The sequence below is a fragment of the Rhizobium sp. BK399 genome, from assembly GCF_014194695.1.
GTDB lineage: Bacteria > Pseudomonadota > Alphaproteobacteria > Rhizobiales > Rhizobiaceae > Rhizobium.
In genome coordinates, this window is the sequence record NZ_JACIAH010000026.1 from 37,588 (window position 1) to 53,252 (window position 15,665).

Below are 15,665 nucleotides of genomic sequence, written 5' to 3' on the forward strand. Positions count from 1 at the left end.
GACTTGAGTCCGCATATTTGTGCCAGCGATCACCTCTGGAAGTGACATGGTCGTCCGCGCCGCTTCACGGCAGCTTGGCTGCGAGCACATCAATCTTCTCGATCTGAGGCGGCGTGCGAAGCAATTCCCCCGCGCGCACCATCAATGCCTCGGCGACCTTTCCCGCGAGATGGGCGTCGCGGCCGGCATGACGGCTGCAGCGAGAAGAGCCGTGGTGGCAACCACCATCTGTTTCAGAATTGCCGTCAAGGCGATGGTGTCGCTCTGGGACCACGCGTCGGCCAGGATGAGCAGCGGGAGTGTTGCCAGGTCTTGGAAAAGCAATATTCCGAGCGCGAGCCGCCCGTGCCGGCTGGTGATTTCATTCTGCTCAGCGAGTTGCTTCAGGGCGATGGCTGTCGACGACATGGCGATGGCACCACCCATGATCCGAGGCGGCGGCGCGAGGGTGATCCTTCGGGGTTTCAGCCATTTCGGTGGAATCTTGTCTTGCTGCTGTCTGCGGGCGGCCGAGACGCATGGGAATCCACGAAGGGGGATCACTCGCGGGAAACGACCCTATGCTGGCCAATTCAATTTGGTCTGGATCCATGGTCTCCGGCAGATGCGGTTCGGGGTCCCGTGTGCGGCTCAAGCTGCAAGCTCCTCTATCGAGGGATATCAGCCGGGCAGCTAGAAAGCCCGGCTGGTATTGAACGTTGATCGGTTACGGTGAGATGGTTATGCGGTTGTCAACCTTGGTGACGCCGGGCGCCCGCCAGGCCGCACGCTCCGCCTCCTGCCGTTCAGCCCAGGAGCGCACGGAGCCTGTCAGGGTCACTTCGCCGCCGCTGGCGGTCACTGTCACGCGGTTCGCATCGACCTCGACCATTCGCTTCAGCGCCGCCTCGATCTGGGACTTGACTTCCGTTGGCGTGACGCGCGGCTTTAGCGTCACCAGGTTCGAGATACCCTTGACACCCTTGACCTTTCGCACGGCCGCTTCAGCGCGGTTGCGTTGATATTCCCACTCGGCACTGCCTTCGAGGGTTACCCAACCGTCCTTGACGACGACCTTGAAGTTTTCGTGGGAGTAGGGAAGCTCGAACTTGAGTGCCTCCACGGCAGCGCGTGCGATCTCCGGATCGGGTTTTTCGTGAAGCGACGGCAGTCGAACCTCGATGTCGTTGGCGACACCGAGAACGCCCTTGACCCGCTTGGTTGCTTTCTCCGCCTCATATTTCTGGGCGAAGCTGCGCACAAAGCCGCTGAGCGTGACGACCCCACTTTTCACCGCCACTCCGATGTCAGAGGCATCTATGTCCGGATCCCATTTGAGTTCGCTTTCCACATCACGTTTGATGTCGCTATCTGTTGTCATGTCGCGATCCTCTGCGTTAGTTGTTTAAGCTGCGCTGTAAAAGCGGCCTTGCTTCAGCAGCATCGGGAAGCTAGCTCACTTGTACGGCCTCCGACCTGACGGCCGTCAGTTTTGGTTGGGCGACCCAGAGTAAAGGCGGTACAGAACTAAAAAGTCCGCAACCGAGGAGGGTTGCGGACAATATGGCGGGTTGCGAGGGGAGGACGGCTTAACCCGCCTGGACAGGAATGCGCTTTGTGTCTGCTTGCACTTCCCGTGATTTTGGAATTACGAGCGTTAACACACCATTTTTGAACGTGGCCGTAGCCGCATCGGGGTCGATTCCGTCGGGGAGAGGCACGGTACGCTCCATCGCGCCATACGCCCTCTCTCTGACAAGGACGCCGTTTGCCTCGGCTTTATGGTCGGATTTCTTCTCGCCACGGATCGTCAGCAGACCGTCGGTGATAGACACATCGATATCCGCGTCGCTCATGCCCGGCAACTCTGCCGTCACCGTGATCTCCTTGCTATTGTCGCTGACATCCACACGAACATCGTCCACTTGTGGCAGACGCTCCATCGCAGAAAACGGAAACGGCATCATTCGCCAGAAGTTTTCGAAAGCGCGGTCGACATCCAGTTGAAGCCCGCGCACGGGATCTGGGGGAGCAGAGCGGGCGGTTACGTCGCGGCCGGCGCCCCTCCTTGGAACGAGATCTGTGATTCTCATTGCGAAAACCTCCCTCATCCTGCCTTGACGCTGATCTTGGCGGCTGGCGAAGGCGCCGCTTTCGGCAGTGTAAGTTTAAGCACGCCGTCCCGAAACACGGCCTCGATTTTCGTTGTCTCGATAGGCTCGGAGACCGTGAAGCTGCGTTCATAGTTTCCATCGCGATACTCGGCATGTACCAGCGCATAACCTTCAGGCGCACTGGAGACTGATCGCGCTGAGACCCGCAAGACACGTTGGTCAAGTGTGACGTCGAGGCTGTCTGGATCCGCGCCCGGCATGTCGAGCAACAACCGGACGCCTTTCGGGTCCTCAACTATGTCGGTCGGCGGGGTGAAGACAGGCTCTGTCCGGGTGGCTTCGGCGGGCACTGTCCCGTTGGTTTGCTGGTCGGCCATTGCGGCGTTCTCCTCAGGAGCGGTTGACTGTTATCTTGTGCGGCCTGTCCGCATCCGGGCGGGGCAGATCCAGGCGGAGCACACCTTGCTTGAACTTCGCCGTCGCACGGTCGCCGTCGACGCGGAATGGCAGGACGAGGTTTCGGGCGAACGCGCCGGTGGTGCGTTCCTGGCGGTGGACAACTGCGTCTGCGAGCGGCTCGGCGGGTCGCCTGCCACGCAGAGTAACCGTGTTCTGATGGACGGAGATATCCAGTTCTTCTGGTATCACGCCAGGTATCTCGGCCGTGATCACCGCTCCGTCAGCCCCGGCCCAGATGTTCATCAAGGGGAACTCAGGAGCCGCCGCCAGCCGGAGATTGTCAAACAGACGGCTCATGTCAGTTTGTGCGGACCGCATCTGGCGCAGCGGGTCTAACCATCTTCCCGTGTTCTCGATATTGTGCAGCATGCCGATCTCCCTTTTTATGTCGGATGAAGCTTCGATGTCTCCACAAGGTGCATCCGTGCCGCCGAGGTGACATTGATGACCGTCAGTTTAAAGTTGGAAAAATCCGTGTAACTGCTTTTGTCGTTTTGGCTTAGTTCATCAGCGGTCTTCCTCCCGCCGAGGGAGCATTCACGAAGGACAGGTCTGCATCGATGGCAATGAGCGACCGCGATCCCTACGAGATCCTTGGCGTCAAGCGCGACGCGTCGCAGAACGACATCCAGCGGGTCTATCGCCGCAGGGCAAAGAAGCTGCATCCTGATCTCAACCCTGGAAACAAGCAGGCTGAACAGGACTTCAAAGATCTGTCCGCAGCCTACGAGATTCTGCGCGATGAAGACAAACGCCGCCGTTTCGATAGCGGCGAGATCGATTCGAGGGGCGCTGAGAAGCCCGAACGTCGATACTACCGCGACTTCGCAGATGCCGGCGCCCGCGGCAGTACTCACGAGAACGGCGGAGGATTCGCGGACTTTGGTGGCGACGACATATTTTCCGAATTTTTCTCCCGCCGCGGGCGTTCGGGTTTCCGCATGTCCGGCGCGGACGCCCGGTACACTATGGAGGTCGACTTTCTCGATGCAATCAATGGCGGCATACGCCAGGTTACACTATCCGACGGACAGACGCTCGAAATCCGTATTCCGCCTGGCGCGCGCGACGGTCAGACTCTCAGGCTGCGCGGCAAGGGCGGTGCTGGCGAAGGGGGCGCGGAGGCGGGTGACGCGCTGATCGAGCTCCACATTCGTCCACATCCTTTCTTCCGCCGCGAGGGTGATGACATCCGCCTCGACCTCCCGATCACGCTCAATGAGGCGGTGCTCGGCGGCAAGGTCAAGGTGCCGACGCCGGCCGGCCCGGTGCTAGCGATCGTGCCCGAGAACTCGTCAAGCGGCAGGACGCTGCGTATGAAGGGAAAGGGTGTGCCTCGGAGAAGCGGTACCCGGGGCGACGTCTACGCCACGCTGAAAATCGTGCTCCCGGAAAGACCGGACACCGAACTAAAGACCTTCGCGGCCGGCTGGTCGGTCGGCAAGAGATACAATCCCAGGCAAGGGATGGGAGTGTAGATCATGGACGATCGGGAATTTGCGCTCCTTCTTCAAATCGATATGGCACGGCTGGGGGTCTTCATCGACCGGAGCTGGATATCGCCGTTCACAATCGACGGAAAAACAATGTTTAAGGATGTGGACGTCGCACGAGCCGAGCTGATAGCCGATCTGACAAATGAAATGGGTATCAACGACGAGGGTATCGATGTGGTGCTGGATCTGCTTGATCAGCTCCATAGTCTCCGCTTCGCGTGCAATAATCTCATCGAGGCGCTGGAGACTCAGCCACTAGGCATCCGGCGCCACGTCGTGACTGACGCACAAGAGCTGAGGAAGCTCACCATGCTTAGATCGCGCGCACTCCGTTGAAACAATATGGAAAGCGGAAAGCCGACCGCCTCCTCCAGGGTTCAACGGGGATGGCCTGGATGCCAACCGATTCAAGTTGTAGCCGTCCCGCTATCTTTGCTGGCCATTTACGGCAACACCGACCATCGCAGGACGAAGCACCCGACCGTGAAGCATGTAGCCTGGCTGAAGCACCTCGACGATGGTGCCTTCCGCGGCTGTCGTGTCGGAATGCTGGCGAATGGCGTGATGAACGTGCGGGTCGAAAGCCGAGCCGAGCGGATCGATGCGTTGCAATCCATGGCGTGAGAGCGTCGTCAGCAGGTTGGCTTCGGTGGCCTCCACGCCCTTCAGCACTGGATCGATCGCGTCGCGGTCCGAATCCTCTCGCGGCGCACTTTCGATCGCGCGCCGCAGATTGTCGAGCGTATCAAGCAGGTCTCCCGTCAGTTGCGAGGCGGCAAACTTCACCGCCTCCTCGCGCTGGCGCTGCATTTGCTGACGGATGTTCTGCTGCTCGGCCAGGGCGCGCAGCAGCTTATCCTTTGTCTCGGCGAGTTCCGCCTGGAGCACCGCGGATGAACCCTGGTCAGCCACGGTTTCCGAGGCCGGGGTATCGACAACGGGTCCAGATTCTGCAGGTTTTGGCCTGGGCTTTTGTTTATGGTCCGTGTCAGCCATGGCGCTGCCCGTCCTTGTTGTCGACTTCCTCGAAATCGGCATCGACGACATCATCGCCTGATGTGGTGCCCGACGGGTCCCCGGACCCGGAGGGCGAGGTGCTCGAAGCCTCATGCACTTTGGCTCCGAAATTCACCGATGCGATCTGCAAGGCCTTGCTCTTCGCCTCGATCTCTTCAACCGATTCCCCAGCTATTGCCGACTTCAGCTCGTCGATTGCCTTCTCAACGGGTGCCCTGTCCGCGGATGGAGCCTTGTCCTTCGCTTCGTCCAGCGCTTTCTGGCTGGTCCCGATCTGCGCGTCTGCCTGATTGCGCGCTTCCACCAAAGCACGCCGCTTCTTGTCGGCCTCCGCATTTGCCTCGGCCTCCTTCACCATTCGGTCGATATCGGCCTGCGACAATCCGCCGGAGGCCTGGATCTTGATCTGCTGCTCCTTGCCGGTGGCCTTGTCCTTTGCCGTCACATTAACGATACCATTGGCGTCGATGTCGAAGGTGACCTCGATCTGCGGCGTTCCACGTGGCGCGGGCGGGATCCCGACGAGATCGAACTGGCCGAGCAGCTTGTTATCGGCCGCCATCTCACGCTCGCCCTGGAAGACGCGGATCGTGACCGCGTTCTGGTTATCTTCCGCCGTTGAGAAGACCTGGCTCTTCTTTGCCGGTATGGTGGTGTTGCGTTCGATCAGCCGTGTGAACACGCCGCCCAGCGTTTCGATTCCAAGTGACAGCGGCGTGACGTCGAGCAACAGTACGTCCTTGACATCGCCCTGCAGCACGCCTGCCTGGATTGCCGCGCCTATTGCAACCACCTCGTCCGGGTTGACGCTCTTGTTCGGCTCCTTGGCGAAGATTTCTGAAACGACTTCCTGCACCTTGGGCATGCGCGTCATGCCACCGACGAGAACCGCTTCGTTGATGTCGGCCGGCTTTAATTTGGCATCCTTCATCGCCGCCTTGCAGGGTTGTTCAGTGCGCCGAATGAGGTCATCGACTAGATCCTCCAGTTTCGCCCGCCGAAGCTTGATTTCAAGATGCTTGGGGCCGTTTTGGTCGGCGGTGATGAAGGGCAGGCTGACGGTCGTCTCCAAGGCGGAAGAGAGTTCTATTTTGGCTTTTTCTGCTGCCTCGCGCAGCCGCTGGAGTGCCAGCCGGTCCTTGCGCAGATCGATACCCTGGTCCTTCTGAAATTCCTCCGCCAGCCAGTCGACGATACGTTTGTCGAAGTCCTCGCCACCGAGAAACGTATCGCCATTGGTGGCCCTCACTTCGAACACACCATCGCCGATGTCGAGCAAAGAGATATCAAATGTGCCGCCCCCGAGATCGTAGACTGCGATCTTGCTGCCGTCCTTCTTGTCCAACCCGTAGGCCAAAGCGGCCGCGGTCGGCTCATTGATGATGCGCAGCACATCGAGTCCGGCAATCTTTCCCGCATCCTTCGTCGCCTGGCGCTGGCTGTCGTTGAAATAGGCGGGTACTGTTATCACAGCCTGACTCACCTTCCCGCCTAGATAGGCTTCTGCCGTTTCCTTCATTTTCACCAGGATGTGGGAACTGATCTGGCTGGGGCTATGTTTCTTTCCCGCTACCTCGACCCAGGCATCGCCGTTATCGCCTTTTACGATCTTGTAGGGGACAAGCTTCTTGTCCTTTTCCACCATCGGATCATCGTACCGGCGGCCGATCAGACGCTTAACGGCAAAGATCGTATTTTCGGGGTTGGTCACCGCCTGGCGCTTTGCCGGCTGGCCGACGAGAATCTCCCCATCCTTGGTAAACGCAACGACGGATGGGGTGGTACGACCGCCCTCTGCGTTCTCGATGATTTTGGCCTGCCCCCCTTCCATCACTGCGACGCAGGAATTTGTCGTGCCCAGATCGATACCGATCACCTTGCCTGCCATAGCCGTATCTCCCAAGATTGGGCACAAGCGTTACTGCCGCGCCACGTGCAAAGTCTTGCCGAATAAGCGGGCGTCCGGCCCTGACGGTCGTCAGTTTCAAACCAATTCGGTCATTGGCGGGCGGGCGGCTCGTTACCGAGCCATGGGTCGGGATTGAATTTTGAGAGCGGGAGATCGTCCAGTCGCTTTTCGATCTCGATTTCGTGCACGCGGATGGAATCACCGCCTGACTTAGCCAGGACTTCCTGTGCTCGTTCCTCCATTTCGCGATTTTGAACGCGCACCCAAACCACAATGCCTCCCGCCATAAGCTGAAGCTCCAAGTCTTCTGCCTGCTTCTTTCCGAGATGGTGGATCGCCGCCGCTCCGATGCCGGCGCCGGCGGTCCCAGCGGCCGCGGCTGCGGCGGCAACCAGCGCCAAGCTTCCGCCCGAGGCAACGACCGTGATGGCCGCCGTGGCGGCGCCCAGATAGAATAGCATGCCAGCAATGCTGGCGGTGGCGGTAGTGATATCGTCGCGGGTGACGTAAGCGCGACGCGGTGCGCCTGGGACGTCGGCGAGTTCTTCGGAAGGCACGTAAAGCGTACCCAGGCGCCGGCGGACGGTTTCGATATCGCCCATGATGTCGATGTCGGAGCGATCAAATCCTGCGTGAAGCAGTGCCTGGACCGCGTCTTCGAGGATCTCCTCCCGATGGAATACGGCAGCCACCTCACGGATGATACGCCTTTCTAGGTCGTCCTCCTCGGCCATCTGGATACCTCACATTCGATTGATTCTTATGCTTCGCGGCCCCTGCAGCGAGATAACGCCGCGTTCCTGCAGGTCCCTAAAGGCCCGACAGACTGTCTCGGCGGAGATCCCGAGCATGTCGGCGATATCGTAGCGCGAGATGGGTAACGCGAGACCATGGCCGGTCGCCACTGAAAGCCGTCGGTGAAAGTAGAACAGAAATTCCCGGACCTTTTCCTGTGCGGTCATCGTGGTGGTCACCAGAAGTTGCTCCTGCAACCGTTCCAGCGCTTCGACGATCTGGATTCTGATTTCGAGTGCCGTCTCCGCGTCCTCTTCGGCGAGAGCCTCTACACGGTGGCGCGGGTAGCAGGCTATCAGTGTCCCGTCAGTGACGGCCTGGACAGCAAATCTGTGGTGAAGACGGGCAGTAAATCCGAAGAGATCTCCCGGCAGGTAGATGTCGACGAGTTGCCGGCGCCCGTCTGTACTCATCAGATATTTGCAGGCTGACCCCGAAACGACACGGTACCAGGTGTCGGTGCGCTCTTCTTGGACGTAAATGTCCTGCTCGCGGCGGAAGCGGAGAAGGTGGGCCAGGGCCCGGAGCCTTGCGGGCTCTGCCGTCAGCACTTCTGGTAGGCGATGCAGGGCGATAGAAGTTCCCAAAGCGTCAACCATTATTAATCCCCTTCCTCGACGATGTCGAAGGCTTGATATCCGCTATGCTTGTTCGAAAGGGAATTAGGGACCTCTCCGTATCGTAAAATCCCTTAATCTAACGACACGATTGTCTTCCTCGTCCTGACGGACGTCAGTGCAGCCCTGAATTTCTATGGTACGCAATAAGGCTCGTTGTCTTCACGTTGTGGCGATAGTGTGTGAAGGTCTCTTTCCGGGTCCTGCCCGAAACGGCAACCCGACTGGACGTGTCGCGACATGTGTCGATCAGTCGTGTCTTCTCGAAAACACCCTGCAGCGACCGGGCGCGTTGCGTGATCCGTAGCAGCTCTTGGGCCGATCCGGAAGGAATGAAGCCTATCGAACTTGGGCATGACTGCGTGGTGGTGGCGCCGTCGCTGGTGCCCAAGCGAGCGGGCGATCGGGTGAAGACCAACCGCCGCGATGCCGTCAGTCTGGCACGCCTGCACCGGGCGGGGGAACTGACCGCGGTCTGGGTTCCGAATGAAGCTCATGAGGCGATCCGCGACCTCGTACGGGCTCGTGAGGCTGCCAACAGCGCGTTGAAGCAGGCACGCCAGCAGCTCCAGTCTTTTCTGCTGCGTCACGGCCGGATCTATACCGGTCGCACCCCATGGACGCGCGCCCATACAAGATGGCTGGCGCGCCAGACCTTCAATCATCCCGCTCACCACATTGGTGGAATATTGCCAAGCCATCGAAGATGCCGGCGTGCGTGTGGATCGGTTGACCAAGCTGGTGGTGGAGACTGCTGCATCCCGGTCGATGGCCCCGGTTGTGGCCGCCTATCAAGCGATGCGTGGCGTCGCGTTCATGACGGCGGTCACCTTTGTGGTAGAAATCGGCGATGTCCGCCGTTTCGACGATCCTCGTCAATTGATGGCATATCTCGGCCTTGTGCCGTCGGAAAGCTCAACCGGCGACCGGGTCAAGCGTGGCAGGATCACCAAAGCGGGCAACAGCCGGGCGCGTCGAGCCCTCATCGAAGGCGCCTGGACATATCGCTTTCCTGCACGTGTGAGCTCGGGGATCCAGGTGCGGCTGGAGGGATTACCAAGAACAGTTCGAGAGATTGCCTGGAAAGGTCAGCTGAGGCTTTGCGCGCGGTATCGCAAGCTGATGGGGGCAGGCAAGCCGAAGGTCTAACGATCACGGCCATTGCTCGGGAATGGCCGCGTTCCTATGGGCGATCGGGCAGGAGGTCGCGCCCGAGCAAAAGGCTAGATCGTCAGCTTGAAGAACTACGCTTAGCGGGAACATTGAAGTTATCTGCTGTTGAACAAAGATGGAGGCAGGGCTCCGGTTCTGACGAAAATCTAAACATGCACAGAGCCGCCTATAGGACCAAGGTCTTACAACGATCGACTGAAGTCCTATTTTCGGAACCGTCTCATCATCTGGAAGTTATTTTTTGCAGCGGAACAACCCGCTTCCAAAAGGAGGACTTGATGATGAATATCAAAGCAATAGGTATCGCCGCCGGCGTTCTCATGGCATCGACGGGCGCGTTTGCGCAGTCGTCCACGGTAACAGGTGCAGTCGGTGGCGCAGCAACGGGCGCCATTGTCGGCGGCCCAGTCGGCGCAGCAGTCGGCGGCATTGTCGGTGGCGTTGCAGGTACCGTTCTTGATCCGCCGCCGCAGCAGGTCGTAACCTATGTGCAGCAGGCTCCGGCTCCTTCCACGCGTGTCGTGGTGAAAGAGAAGGTAGTCGTCGGGCAGCCGCTGCCGCAAACGGTTGTCGTAACCCCGGTTCCCGAGAACCCGAAGTACGCATACGCAATCGTCAATGACGAACGCGTCATCGTGGAACCTTCTTCGCGGAAGGTCATCCAGGTCATTCAGTGACCTCTGGGCGGCGCAAGCCGCCCTTTTTTCTTCAAAAACCCAAAGCCAGTCGATCGTCATCGGTGCCAGCGTAGCGGGTGCCGCAGGAGTTGAGGAATGATTTATCCCGAAGATAAACCCTCAGGCGTCGCCTTTCCGCTGGTTGTCATCCTGATTGCAATGGCAGCAATCGTCGGCGCTCTGGTCATGAACGCTGGTCAAGCAGCAAGCTCAGCACGGGTTTGGGTCCCTGTCAGCACCGGACCATCAGCGCAAGTCGCGGGGATCGTTCGACCCGACCACCGGCAGATCGCTTCGACGATTGTCCCAAACAACTAACTGTCCGCATTCATCTGGGAGCGAAGGTGGCTGCAGGTCGCGACTGACTTCAAGATCGCAACGCATTGAAACCAAGTCTGGCGACGTTTGTTCCAGACTCTTCAAATTGAACCCGGTAAGCCGGGCTCCTTGCGGCTGCCGTTGGGGGGAAGACAGCCGGTGGCAACGCATGGCGGTTGCGTCGCAAGGGAAGAACTTGTCGAGGTAGAGCTTGTTCCCAGACAAGAGCCCTCGGACTTAAGTCCTATATTAGAACTTAATGATCGTTCGGCTGTTTTCATAGAGGATAGAGAAAGGAATTCGACCATGAACTTCGGCTCGGACAGCTTCAGTCATGAACAGCATTGCGCGAGCGGTCACAGCTCGGCGTCGACGATCGCATCTGTGCAAGCCGCGCTGTCGGCCGATCTCGAACTCGACAGCTCGTCTATTACCGTCAAAATGATTGGTCCTGTTGTTTTGCTTGAGGGATATATCAACAATTCGGCTGACCGAGAGCGCGCGATAGCTGTCGCGGCGTCTATCGTCGGCGCAGCACATCTCCAGGACAGAATGTTTGCTCGGGTTTTTGAGCCGTAGCAAGCAGAGGTGCGTTGATGAACCTGGCGGCGTCGCCCCTTAAGCCGGAGACACCTGGTGTGAGGCGAAGCTGCCTTGGCCTTCGGCACTACCATCCCACGACGAAGGATCATGGCATTCACCGCCGATCACTTCGGCAATACCACCAAGCGCAGAAACAGCTATTTGCCCATTGGCGGCTTGAGTGGAAACAATAGTGTAAGCCTAGCGCCCGGATTGGCTCTCTTCAACGGTGAGTTCACCACCGAGTTGTTTGGCAAGACCGGTTACAGGCTTCATTCCAAGGCTGTCGCTGATTGCGGCTATATTGAAATCACTCGGAAGTCCGATACCCCGGTCCCTGACTTGCAGACGGTATTGATTGCTATCAACACGCTCTCCGTGAACCCACACCTCTCCTTCCTCACCTTTGTGATGAGCTCGTTGACGAACAGGCCGACCGGGATTGCAGCATCCGCCGTTATTGTGGCGGGCTCAACGTTAACCACAGTCCCGTGCTTGGGCCCGGTCGTGCCGACCGCCTCGGCCAGGTTGGAAAGGAATGGCTCCAGATCAATCTCACGGGCATCTCGTCGTCGAAACAGTTGATCATGTACCGTTGCTACGGCATGGACCCGTGAGGCTGCATCACGCAGAACTGCACGCGAGGTTTCGCCGGATTTCTGCGCCTGGAGATTGAGCAAGGCTGAAACCTGCGACAGACTGTTTTTACGCGATGGCCGATTTCCTTGATGACCAGGCTTTGAAATCCTCCAGCTTTTGGGTCGCGGTGACGTCGGTATTGGTCCCGAACCAGCGCTTGATCCTGCCCTTTCCATGGAGGACGGGGGTGGCGCGCGACAGGAACCAGCGAACCATCACGAACTTGCTTGGCTCAATGACGAGCGATGGCTGGGCAACAGCGTCGAGGATGGCGGAACAGTCGAATTCCAGCCTGCGTCACCTGAAGCACTGCTCTGAGCCCCGCAGGTCTTCCGATATCAGGAAACATTGACCTACCCACATTGACTGCCAGTAAATTCCGCCAACAATCCAATTGCTCGGCCCTGGGATGTCAGCTTTCGCATTGTCGCACGAGCAGCAGAGAGGTTTGGCGTCAAGCGGGTAGTAATGTTGATCACCCCGAAGCCTAGCGATCCAGTGAGCCCTTTTCCATAAGGGCCCCTTCGCTGGCGGTCTTGGCTTATAGGCGGAGCGAAGTTTGCCGCCGGTTATGCGCCAGCCAGCCGGCAATATTACTCTATAGAAATCCCTCCTCGACGAGGCCGGCTTTCAAGTGGTCGATAATATCATAGCGCGTTTCGGTCCACTCCCGCGTGTTTGCCCAATATTCGATCTTGAGGACGGTCTTCTCTGTCGTCAGGTCATCGCTGAACACGCGCGGGGCCGGTTGCGTCTTCACGCGCTTGTCGGATGAAACGATCCTCATGACCGCCTGTTTGGCCGTCCTAAGGTCGGCATCGTTGCCGATGGCGATTGACAGCTCCTGGCGACGGCTTGGCTCGCGACTGTGGTTGACGATCGGCGTGTTCCATAGCGTCGAATTTGGAGCCATGAGGTAGAGACCGTCCGTCGTCTTCATCTCCGTAGCGAAGAGCCCGATCTCGCGGATAAAACCTTTGACACTACCTGTCTCAATATATTCGCCGACCCGGAAAGGCCGCAGCACGAGAAGCATGATGCCTGCGGCGATGTTTTGCAGCGTGCCCTGTAGGGCGAGGCCGATAGCAAGGCCGGCAGCACCGAGGGCAGCAATGATCGAGGCAGTCTGAACGCCGAATTGGCCAAGGACGGTGACAAACACCAGGACGAGTAGTCCGTAATTCAGGAGGTTCTGGAAAAAGCGCGCCAGCGTCTCGTCGATTCCGTGGATCTTCGAGATGACGCGGTATGCCGAACGGCTGATGACCCCTGACAGAATCCAGCCGCCGACCAGCAGTACGATGGCACCGAGAAGTGAAAATCCGTATGTGACTGCGAGCGCAGCTGCCTGATTGAATGCGGTGCGCGTCGCGAGAACAACATCCGCTGCCTGGTTTTCCATAATACTATCCATGATTGCCTGGGGAGGGTGACGGAGACTTCGGGAGCGTCAGGAGCAACGATTGCACATTGTAATTGGTTCCGCCGGCTAGCCGATATCAAAGGGAACCTTTGCCGCGGCAGGCAAGTTATTCCGGTCAGCAAAGGAGAACACGAATGCCCGCCAAATCCGAAGCCCAGCAGAAAGCAGCTGGCGCCGCCCTCGCGGCCAAGCGTGGTCAGGCACCGAAGAGCCGGCTCAAGGGAGCTTCCAAAGAAATGGTCGAGAGCATGAGTGAGCGACAGCTCGAAGAATTCGCCTCGACGAAGCGAAAGGGAAAGCCGGAGCGCGTTTCTCACTAGCGCAGAGCTATCGGCTTTAAATAGGCACGACATGCTGAAATCGTTTATTCGGGAGATCATCGGAGCGCCTCCTGTCGCGACCGATCCGTGCCCCAGCCTTCTGGCGTTCCGCAACACCTCCTACGTCCTTGTCCTCTTCGAAGGTGGGGACGATGATCGACCCGAGGTGCAGGAACAACTGCTGGAAAACCAACAGGATGCGCTTTCCGCGCATGATATCGCCATCGTTCGGGTGGCCGGCGGCGGTGTCTTTACCAGTCTCGACCAGGTGATGGAGATAGAAGCGGACGAGGTTCGACACGATCTCGATGGCCCGTCGCCCGAGGAATTTGAGGCAGTGCTGATCGATCCCCAGGGGGAGACCAAGCTTCGTTCACGCGAGCCCGTCAGCGTGCCGTTTCTGACAGAAGCAATCGGTCGCTTGCCCACGGAGCGGTAGTGGGGTTGGCTGCGCTTGGCCAATCCCTAGCGCAAGCGCGTCGACCTGGCCCGGGAATGGCCCCATAGTTCGGTCATTGCGTCAAGACATATGGAACCACGCGCTGTCCGGCGAAAAGAGCAGGGCTGCGCCACGTTCATGCCGGATTTCGCTGGTGTGGGTAGCGCGTGGACCGACGAGCGCGACGTGGTTTTCATTAATCATTTTGTCGATCAACCGATGCTTCAGGGGGCGTCGCGAGTTCTCAAGATCTTGCATGAACGCAGCCAGCGTTCGCCCGACGAACTGGCCCCCTTAAGGAATCTCCTTGTCATTTCGGCACTTCTCGCGGCGAGTTGGTGTGATGTTGTCCTTTCCAGACGTATTAAAGCTTCTCAAAGCCCCCCAGCCGAGCCGCCAAGGCCAAGAGACGGGGACAGCGTTTTCACTCGCCGTCGCCTGATGGCCGCAGCCTAGGTCGGGTTCGCAGTGCTGCTTCGCCGGAACCAAATCGCCTTCCGCACAGTTTCCTTGTGATCAGAATGACGGAGGTGGAAATGCTGTACTATGCTCTGGTATTCCTGGTCGTTGCATTGATTGCAGGCGTGCTCGGCTTCGGCGGGGTTGCTGGTGCATCCGCATCGATCGCTCAGGTCCTGTTCTTCATCTTCCTGGTTCTCTTTGTCGTGTCGCTCGCCATGCGCGTCATAAGGCGTTAACGTAGCGAGGTCCTTTCTGAGTTGAATTCAACTTGAGGTCAGCAACGACCAGGGGCGGCCATGAGACTTGTCCTTTGTCGGCAATATGCGATTACAGGATCCATCATAATGCCACTAAGCACTCCTACACAGCCGGCTGGTTCCGACACCGAGGAAGAGCTCCAGGCGCATCTTGCGGAGCTGGAAGCTCTGGCTATGGCTGACGATGAAGCGACGGCTCAAACAAGCCGCCCGTTTGACGATGTGCAAGCCGATCTTTATGCTCTTCGACAGGAGATCGAACATCTCCGAGGTCGGCTTCATGTCATTACTGCGCAAGCCGAGACCGTCGTCAAATCTCGTGTAGAGTGGGCGGATGCCAGTGCTCATGCCCAGCTCGGGCAATATCCGTGGTTAAAGCTCGCGGGAGCAATGGCGGGCACGTTCATCGCAACGAGGCTGATCAGGTCTTTGCCGCTCGGCCCGCTTTTAACGGCGGCACTTCCGCTGGTCGCGGCCTCCGTACAGGGCAAGATTGAGAAATAGTCCCAACGGCCAATCTGCGATTATGGGTCATGATCTCTTCGATAGCGCCGCTGAAGCGCACTTTGTTCTCACCCATCATATGAGACCGGTAACTTCTCTGGGGTCAGGCGGCGCGCAGGAGGGGTGGCTTGGGTTTGAATATCGAAGGCACGTTCGGTTCTGGCTGTCGGAACGGTGCCCTCAAGCGATCGCGAAGTTCGCCGTTCAACACGGCCGTCCGCACTGCATGAGCATGTGGGCGCCGTGGAGCGACCATCGCATCTGCTGCTTCTTGACCATCCGCTTTCCAACAAGCGAATTTACCGCCGACTCGGCAAGTGTCGTTGCGACGCGAAGCCCGGCCCGGTAGCGCTTTCCATAGTTGATGATCGCACCGCGGCTGGAACTGATGTAGGTCAGGAGCTGCGAGCCAAGGCTGTGAAGCCGTGCGATCAAGAATTCACTTTCCCGCTGCGACTGCTTGAGCCTGACCAGGAGTTGCTCCA

At 58.7% G+C, this 15,665-nt stretch carries 22 protein-coding genes and 3 pseudogenes; 11 read left to right on the forward strand and 14 right to left on the reverse strand.

The genetic code is table 11. The annotated features are described in order from the left end of the window. Positions 1 to 64: 64 nt before the first annotated feature. The 6 genes and pseudogenes from FHT97_RS31265 to FHT97_RS29030 form a co-directional block, all read right to left on the reverse strand. A pseudogene (locus tag FHT97_RS31265) lies at positions 65 to 187 on the reverse strand (antibiotic biosynthesis monooxygenase); the annotation flags it as partial. Further along, the gene (locus tag FHT97_RS29010) at positions 142 to 426 is read right to left on the reverse strand and encodes a cation:proton antiporter (RefSeq protein WP_183864995.1); all 285 of its coding nucleotides are present in this window, start codon (positions 424 to 426) and stop codon (positions 142 to 144) included. The pseudogene FHT97_RS31265 and the gene FHT97_RS29010, both read right to left, overlap by 46 nt. A gap of 280 nt (positions 427 to 706) precedes the next feature. Next, positions 707 to 1,360 carry a BON domain-containing protein gene (locus FHT97_RS29015; protein WP_183864996.1) on the reverse strand — a complete coding sequence of 218 codons (654 nt, stop codon included), beginning with the start codon at positions 1,358 to 1,360 and terminating at the stop codon, positions 707 to 709. Positions 1,361 to 1,568: 208 nt separating this feature from the next. After that, a complete protein-coding gene (locus FHT97_RS29020; protein WP_183864997.1) occupies positions 1,569 to 2,072 on the reverse strand; it encodes an Hsp20/alpha crystallin family protein in 504 nt (167 codons plus the stop codon). Positions 2,073 to 2,086: 14 nt separating this feature from the next. Further along, complete coding sequence (locus tag FHT97_RS29025) at positions 2,087 to 2,470, reverse strand: Hsp20/alpha crystallin family protein (RefSeq protein ID WP_183758829.1); 384 nt, start codon at positions 2,468 to 2,470, stop codon at positions 2,087 to 2,089. Between the two features lie 13 nt (positions 2,471 to 2,483). Further along, positions 2,484 to 2,921: an Hsp20/alpha crystallin family protein gene (locus FHT97_RS29030; RefSeq protein WP_183758831.1), complete on the reverse strand. Its 438-nt coding sequence runs from the start codon at positions 2,919 to 2,921 to the stop codon at positions 2,484 to 2,486. A 191-nt stretch (positions 2,922 to 3,112) separates the two neighbouring features. Here FHT97_RS29030 and FHT97_RS29035 point away from each other — a divergent pair, with 191 nt between their 5' ends. Together FHT97_RS29035 and FHT97_RS29040 are read left to right on the forward strand one after the other, a co-directional pair. Next, on the forward strand, positions 3,113 to 4,030 hold the full coding sequence (locus FHT97_RS29035) for a DnaJ C-terminal domain-containing protein (RefSeq protein WP_183864998.1): 918 nt from the start codon (positions 3,113 to 3,115) through the stop codon (positions 4,028 to 4,030). A 3-nt stretch (positions 4,031 to 4,033) separates the two neighbouring features. Then, on the forward strand, positions 4,034 to 4,384 hold the full coding sequence (locus FHT97_RS29040) for a chaperone modulator CbpM (RefSeq protein ID WP_183864999.1): 351 nt from the start codon (positions 4,034 to 4,036) through the stop codon (positions 4,382 to 4,384). A 90-nt stretch (positions 4,385 to 4,474) separates the two neighbouring features. On the opposite strand, the gene FHT97_RS29045 is transcribed toward FHT97_RS29040, so the two are convergent. The 4 genes from FHT97_RS29045 to FHT97_RS29060 form a co-directional block, all read right to left on the reverse strand. Continuing rightward, positions 4,475 to 4,960, reverse strand: coding sequence for a nucleotide exchange factor GrpE (locus FHT97_RS29045; protein ID WP_348649658.1), 486 nt, complete (start codon positions 4,958 to 4,960; stop codon positions 4,475 to 4,477). A 76-nt stretch (positions 4,961 to 5,036) separates the two neighbouring features. Then, positions 5,037 to 6,953, reverse strand: coding sequence for a molecular chaperone DnaK (gene dnaK / locus FHT97_RS29050; protein WP_183758838.1), 1,917 nt, complete (start codon positions 6,951 to 6,953; stop codon positions 5,037 to 5,039). Positions 6,954 to 7,063: 110 nt separating this feature from the next. Further along, on the reverse strand, positions 7,064 to 7,708 hold the full coding sequence (locus tag FHT97_RS29055) for a hypothetical protein (RefSeq protein WP_183865001.1): 645 nt from the start codon (positions 7,706 to 7,708) through the stop codon (positions 7,064 to 7,066). 9 nt (positions 7,709 to 7,717) lie between these two features. Next, positions 7,718 to 8,368 (reverse strand): helix-turn-helix domain-containing protein, encoded by a 651-nt coding sequence (locus tag FHT97_RS29060; RefSeq protein ID WP_183865002.1) that lies wholly within the window; start codon positions 8,366 to 8,368, stop codon positions 7,718 to 7,720. Positions 8,369 to 8,736: 368 nt separating this feature from the next. On the opposite strand from FHT97_RS29060, the pseudogene FHT97_RS29065 reads away from it, so the two are divergent. The 5 genes and pseudogenes from FHT97_RS29065 to FHT97_RS31270 all read left to right on the forward strand — a co-directional run. Beyond that, a pseudogene (locus FHT97_RS29065) lies at positions 8,737 to 9,626 on the forward strand (IS110 family transposase); the annotation flags it as partial. Between the two features lie 214 nt (positions 9,627 to 9,840). Next, positions 9,841 to 10,236: a DUF1236 domain-containing protein gene (locus FHT97_RS29070; RefSeq protein WP_183758945.1), complete on the forward strand. Its 396-nt coding sequence runs from the start codon at positions 9,841 to 9,843 to the stop codon at positions 10,234 to 10,236. Positions 10,237 to 10,332: 96 nt separating this feature from the next. After that, a complete protein-coding gene (locus FHT97_RS29075) occupies positions 10,333 to 10,554 on the forward strand; it encodes a hypothetical protein (RefSeq protein WP_183758953.1) in 222 nt (73 codons plus the stop codon). A 306-nt stretch (positions 10,555 to 10,860) separates the two neighbouring features. Further along, positions 10,861 to 11,133: a BON domain-containing protein gene (locus tag FHT97_RS29080; protein ID WP_183758843.1), complete on the forward strand. Its 273-nt coding sequence runs from the start codon at positions 10,861 to 10,863 to the stop codon at positions 11,131 to 11,133. Between the two features lie 111 nt (positions 11,134 to 11,244). Continuing rightward, positions 11,245 to 11,721 carry a hypothetical protein gene (locus FHT97_RS31270; RefSeq protein ID WP_246712836.1) on the forward strand — a complete coding sequence of 159 codons (477 nt, stop codon included), beginning with the start codon at positions 11,245 to 11,247 and terminating at the stop codon, positions 11,719 to 11,721. Positions 11,722 to 11,841: 120 nt separating this feature from the next. Here the strand turns inward: FHT97_RS31270 and FHT97_RS29090 are convergent, their stop codons facing one another. Both FHT97_RS29090 and FHT97_RS29095 read right to left on the reverse strand, forming a co-directional pair. Further along, the gene (locus tag FHT97_RS29090; RefSeq protein ID WP_183758847.1) at positions 11,842 to 11,991 is read right to left on the reverse strand and encodes a hypothetical protein; all 150 of its coding nucleotides are present in this window, start codon (positions 11,989 to 11,991) and stop codon (positions 11,842 to 11,844) included. 382 nt (positions 11,992 to 12,373) lie between these two features. Beyond that, a complete protein-coding gene (locus FHT97_RS29095; protein ID WP_183865004.1) occupies positions 12,374 to 13,177 on the reverse strand; it encodes a mechanosensitive ion channel domain-containing protein in 804 nt (267 codons plus the stop codon). 155 nt (positions 13,178 to 13,332) lie between these two features. Here FHT97_RS29095 and FHT97_RS29100 point away from each other — a divergent pair, with 155 nt between their 5' ends. Both FHT97_RS29100 and FHT97_RS29105 read left to right on the forward strand, forming a co-directional pair. Further along, entirely contained in the window at positions 13,333 to 13,518 is a 186-nt protein-coding gene (locus tag FHT97_RS29100; protein ID WP_183865005.1) for a DUF3008 family protein, read from the forward strand. Positions 13,519 to 13,549: 31 nt separating this feature from the next. Beyond that, positions 13,550 to 13,957: a DUF4174 domain-containing protein gene (locus FHT97_RS29105; RefSeq protein WP_183865006.1), complete on the forward strand. Its 408-nt coding sequence runs from the start codon at positions 13,550 to 13,552 to the stop codon at positions 13,955 to 13,957. Positions 13,958 to 14,038: 81 nt separating this feature from the next. Here the strand turns inward: FHT97_RS29105 and FHT97_RS29110 are convergent, their stop codons facing one another. Then, positions 14,039 to 14,215 carry a hypothetical protein gene (locus FHT97_RS29110; protein ID WP_183758854.1) on the reverse strand — a complete coding sequence of 59 codons (177 nt, stop codon included), beginning with the start codon at positions 14,213 to 14,215 and terminating at the stop codon, positions 14,039 to 14,041. A gap of 278 nt (positions 14,216 to 14,493) precedes the next feature. On the opposite strand from FHT97_RS29110, the gene FHT97_RS29115 reads away from it, so the two are divergent. Both FHT97_RS29115 and FHT97_RS29120 read left to right on the forward strand, forming a co-directional pair. Further along, a complete protein-coding gene (locus tag FHT97_RS29115; RefSeq protein WP_183758856.1) occupies positions 14,494 to 14,655 on the forward strand; it encodes a DUF1328 domain-containing protein in 162 nt (53 codons plus the stop codon). Between the two features lie 108 nt (positions 14,656 to 14,763). Next, positions 14,764 to 15,180, forward strand: coding sequence for a hypothetical protein (locus tag FHT97_RS29120; protein ID WP_183758947.1), 417 nt, complete (start codon positions 14,764 to 14,766; stop codon positions 15,178 to 15,180). A 103-nt stretch (positions 15,181 to 15,283) separates the two neighbouring features. Here FHT97_RS29120 and FHT97_RS29125 read toward each other — a convergent pair. Next, positions 15,284 to 15,582 (reverse strand): annotated as a pseudogene (locus tag FHT97_RS29125) (hypothetical protein); the annotation flags it as partial. Positions 15,583 to 15,665 lie beyond the last annotated feature (83 nt).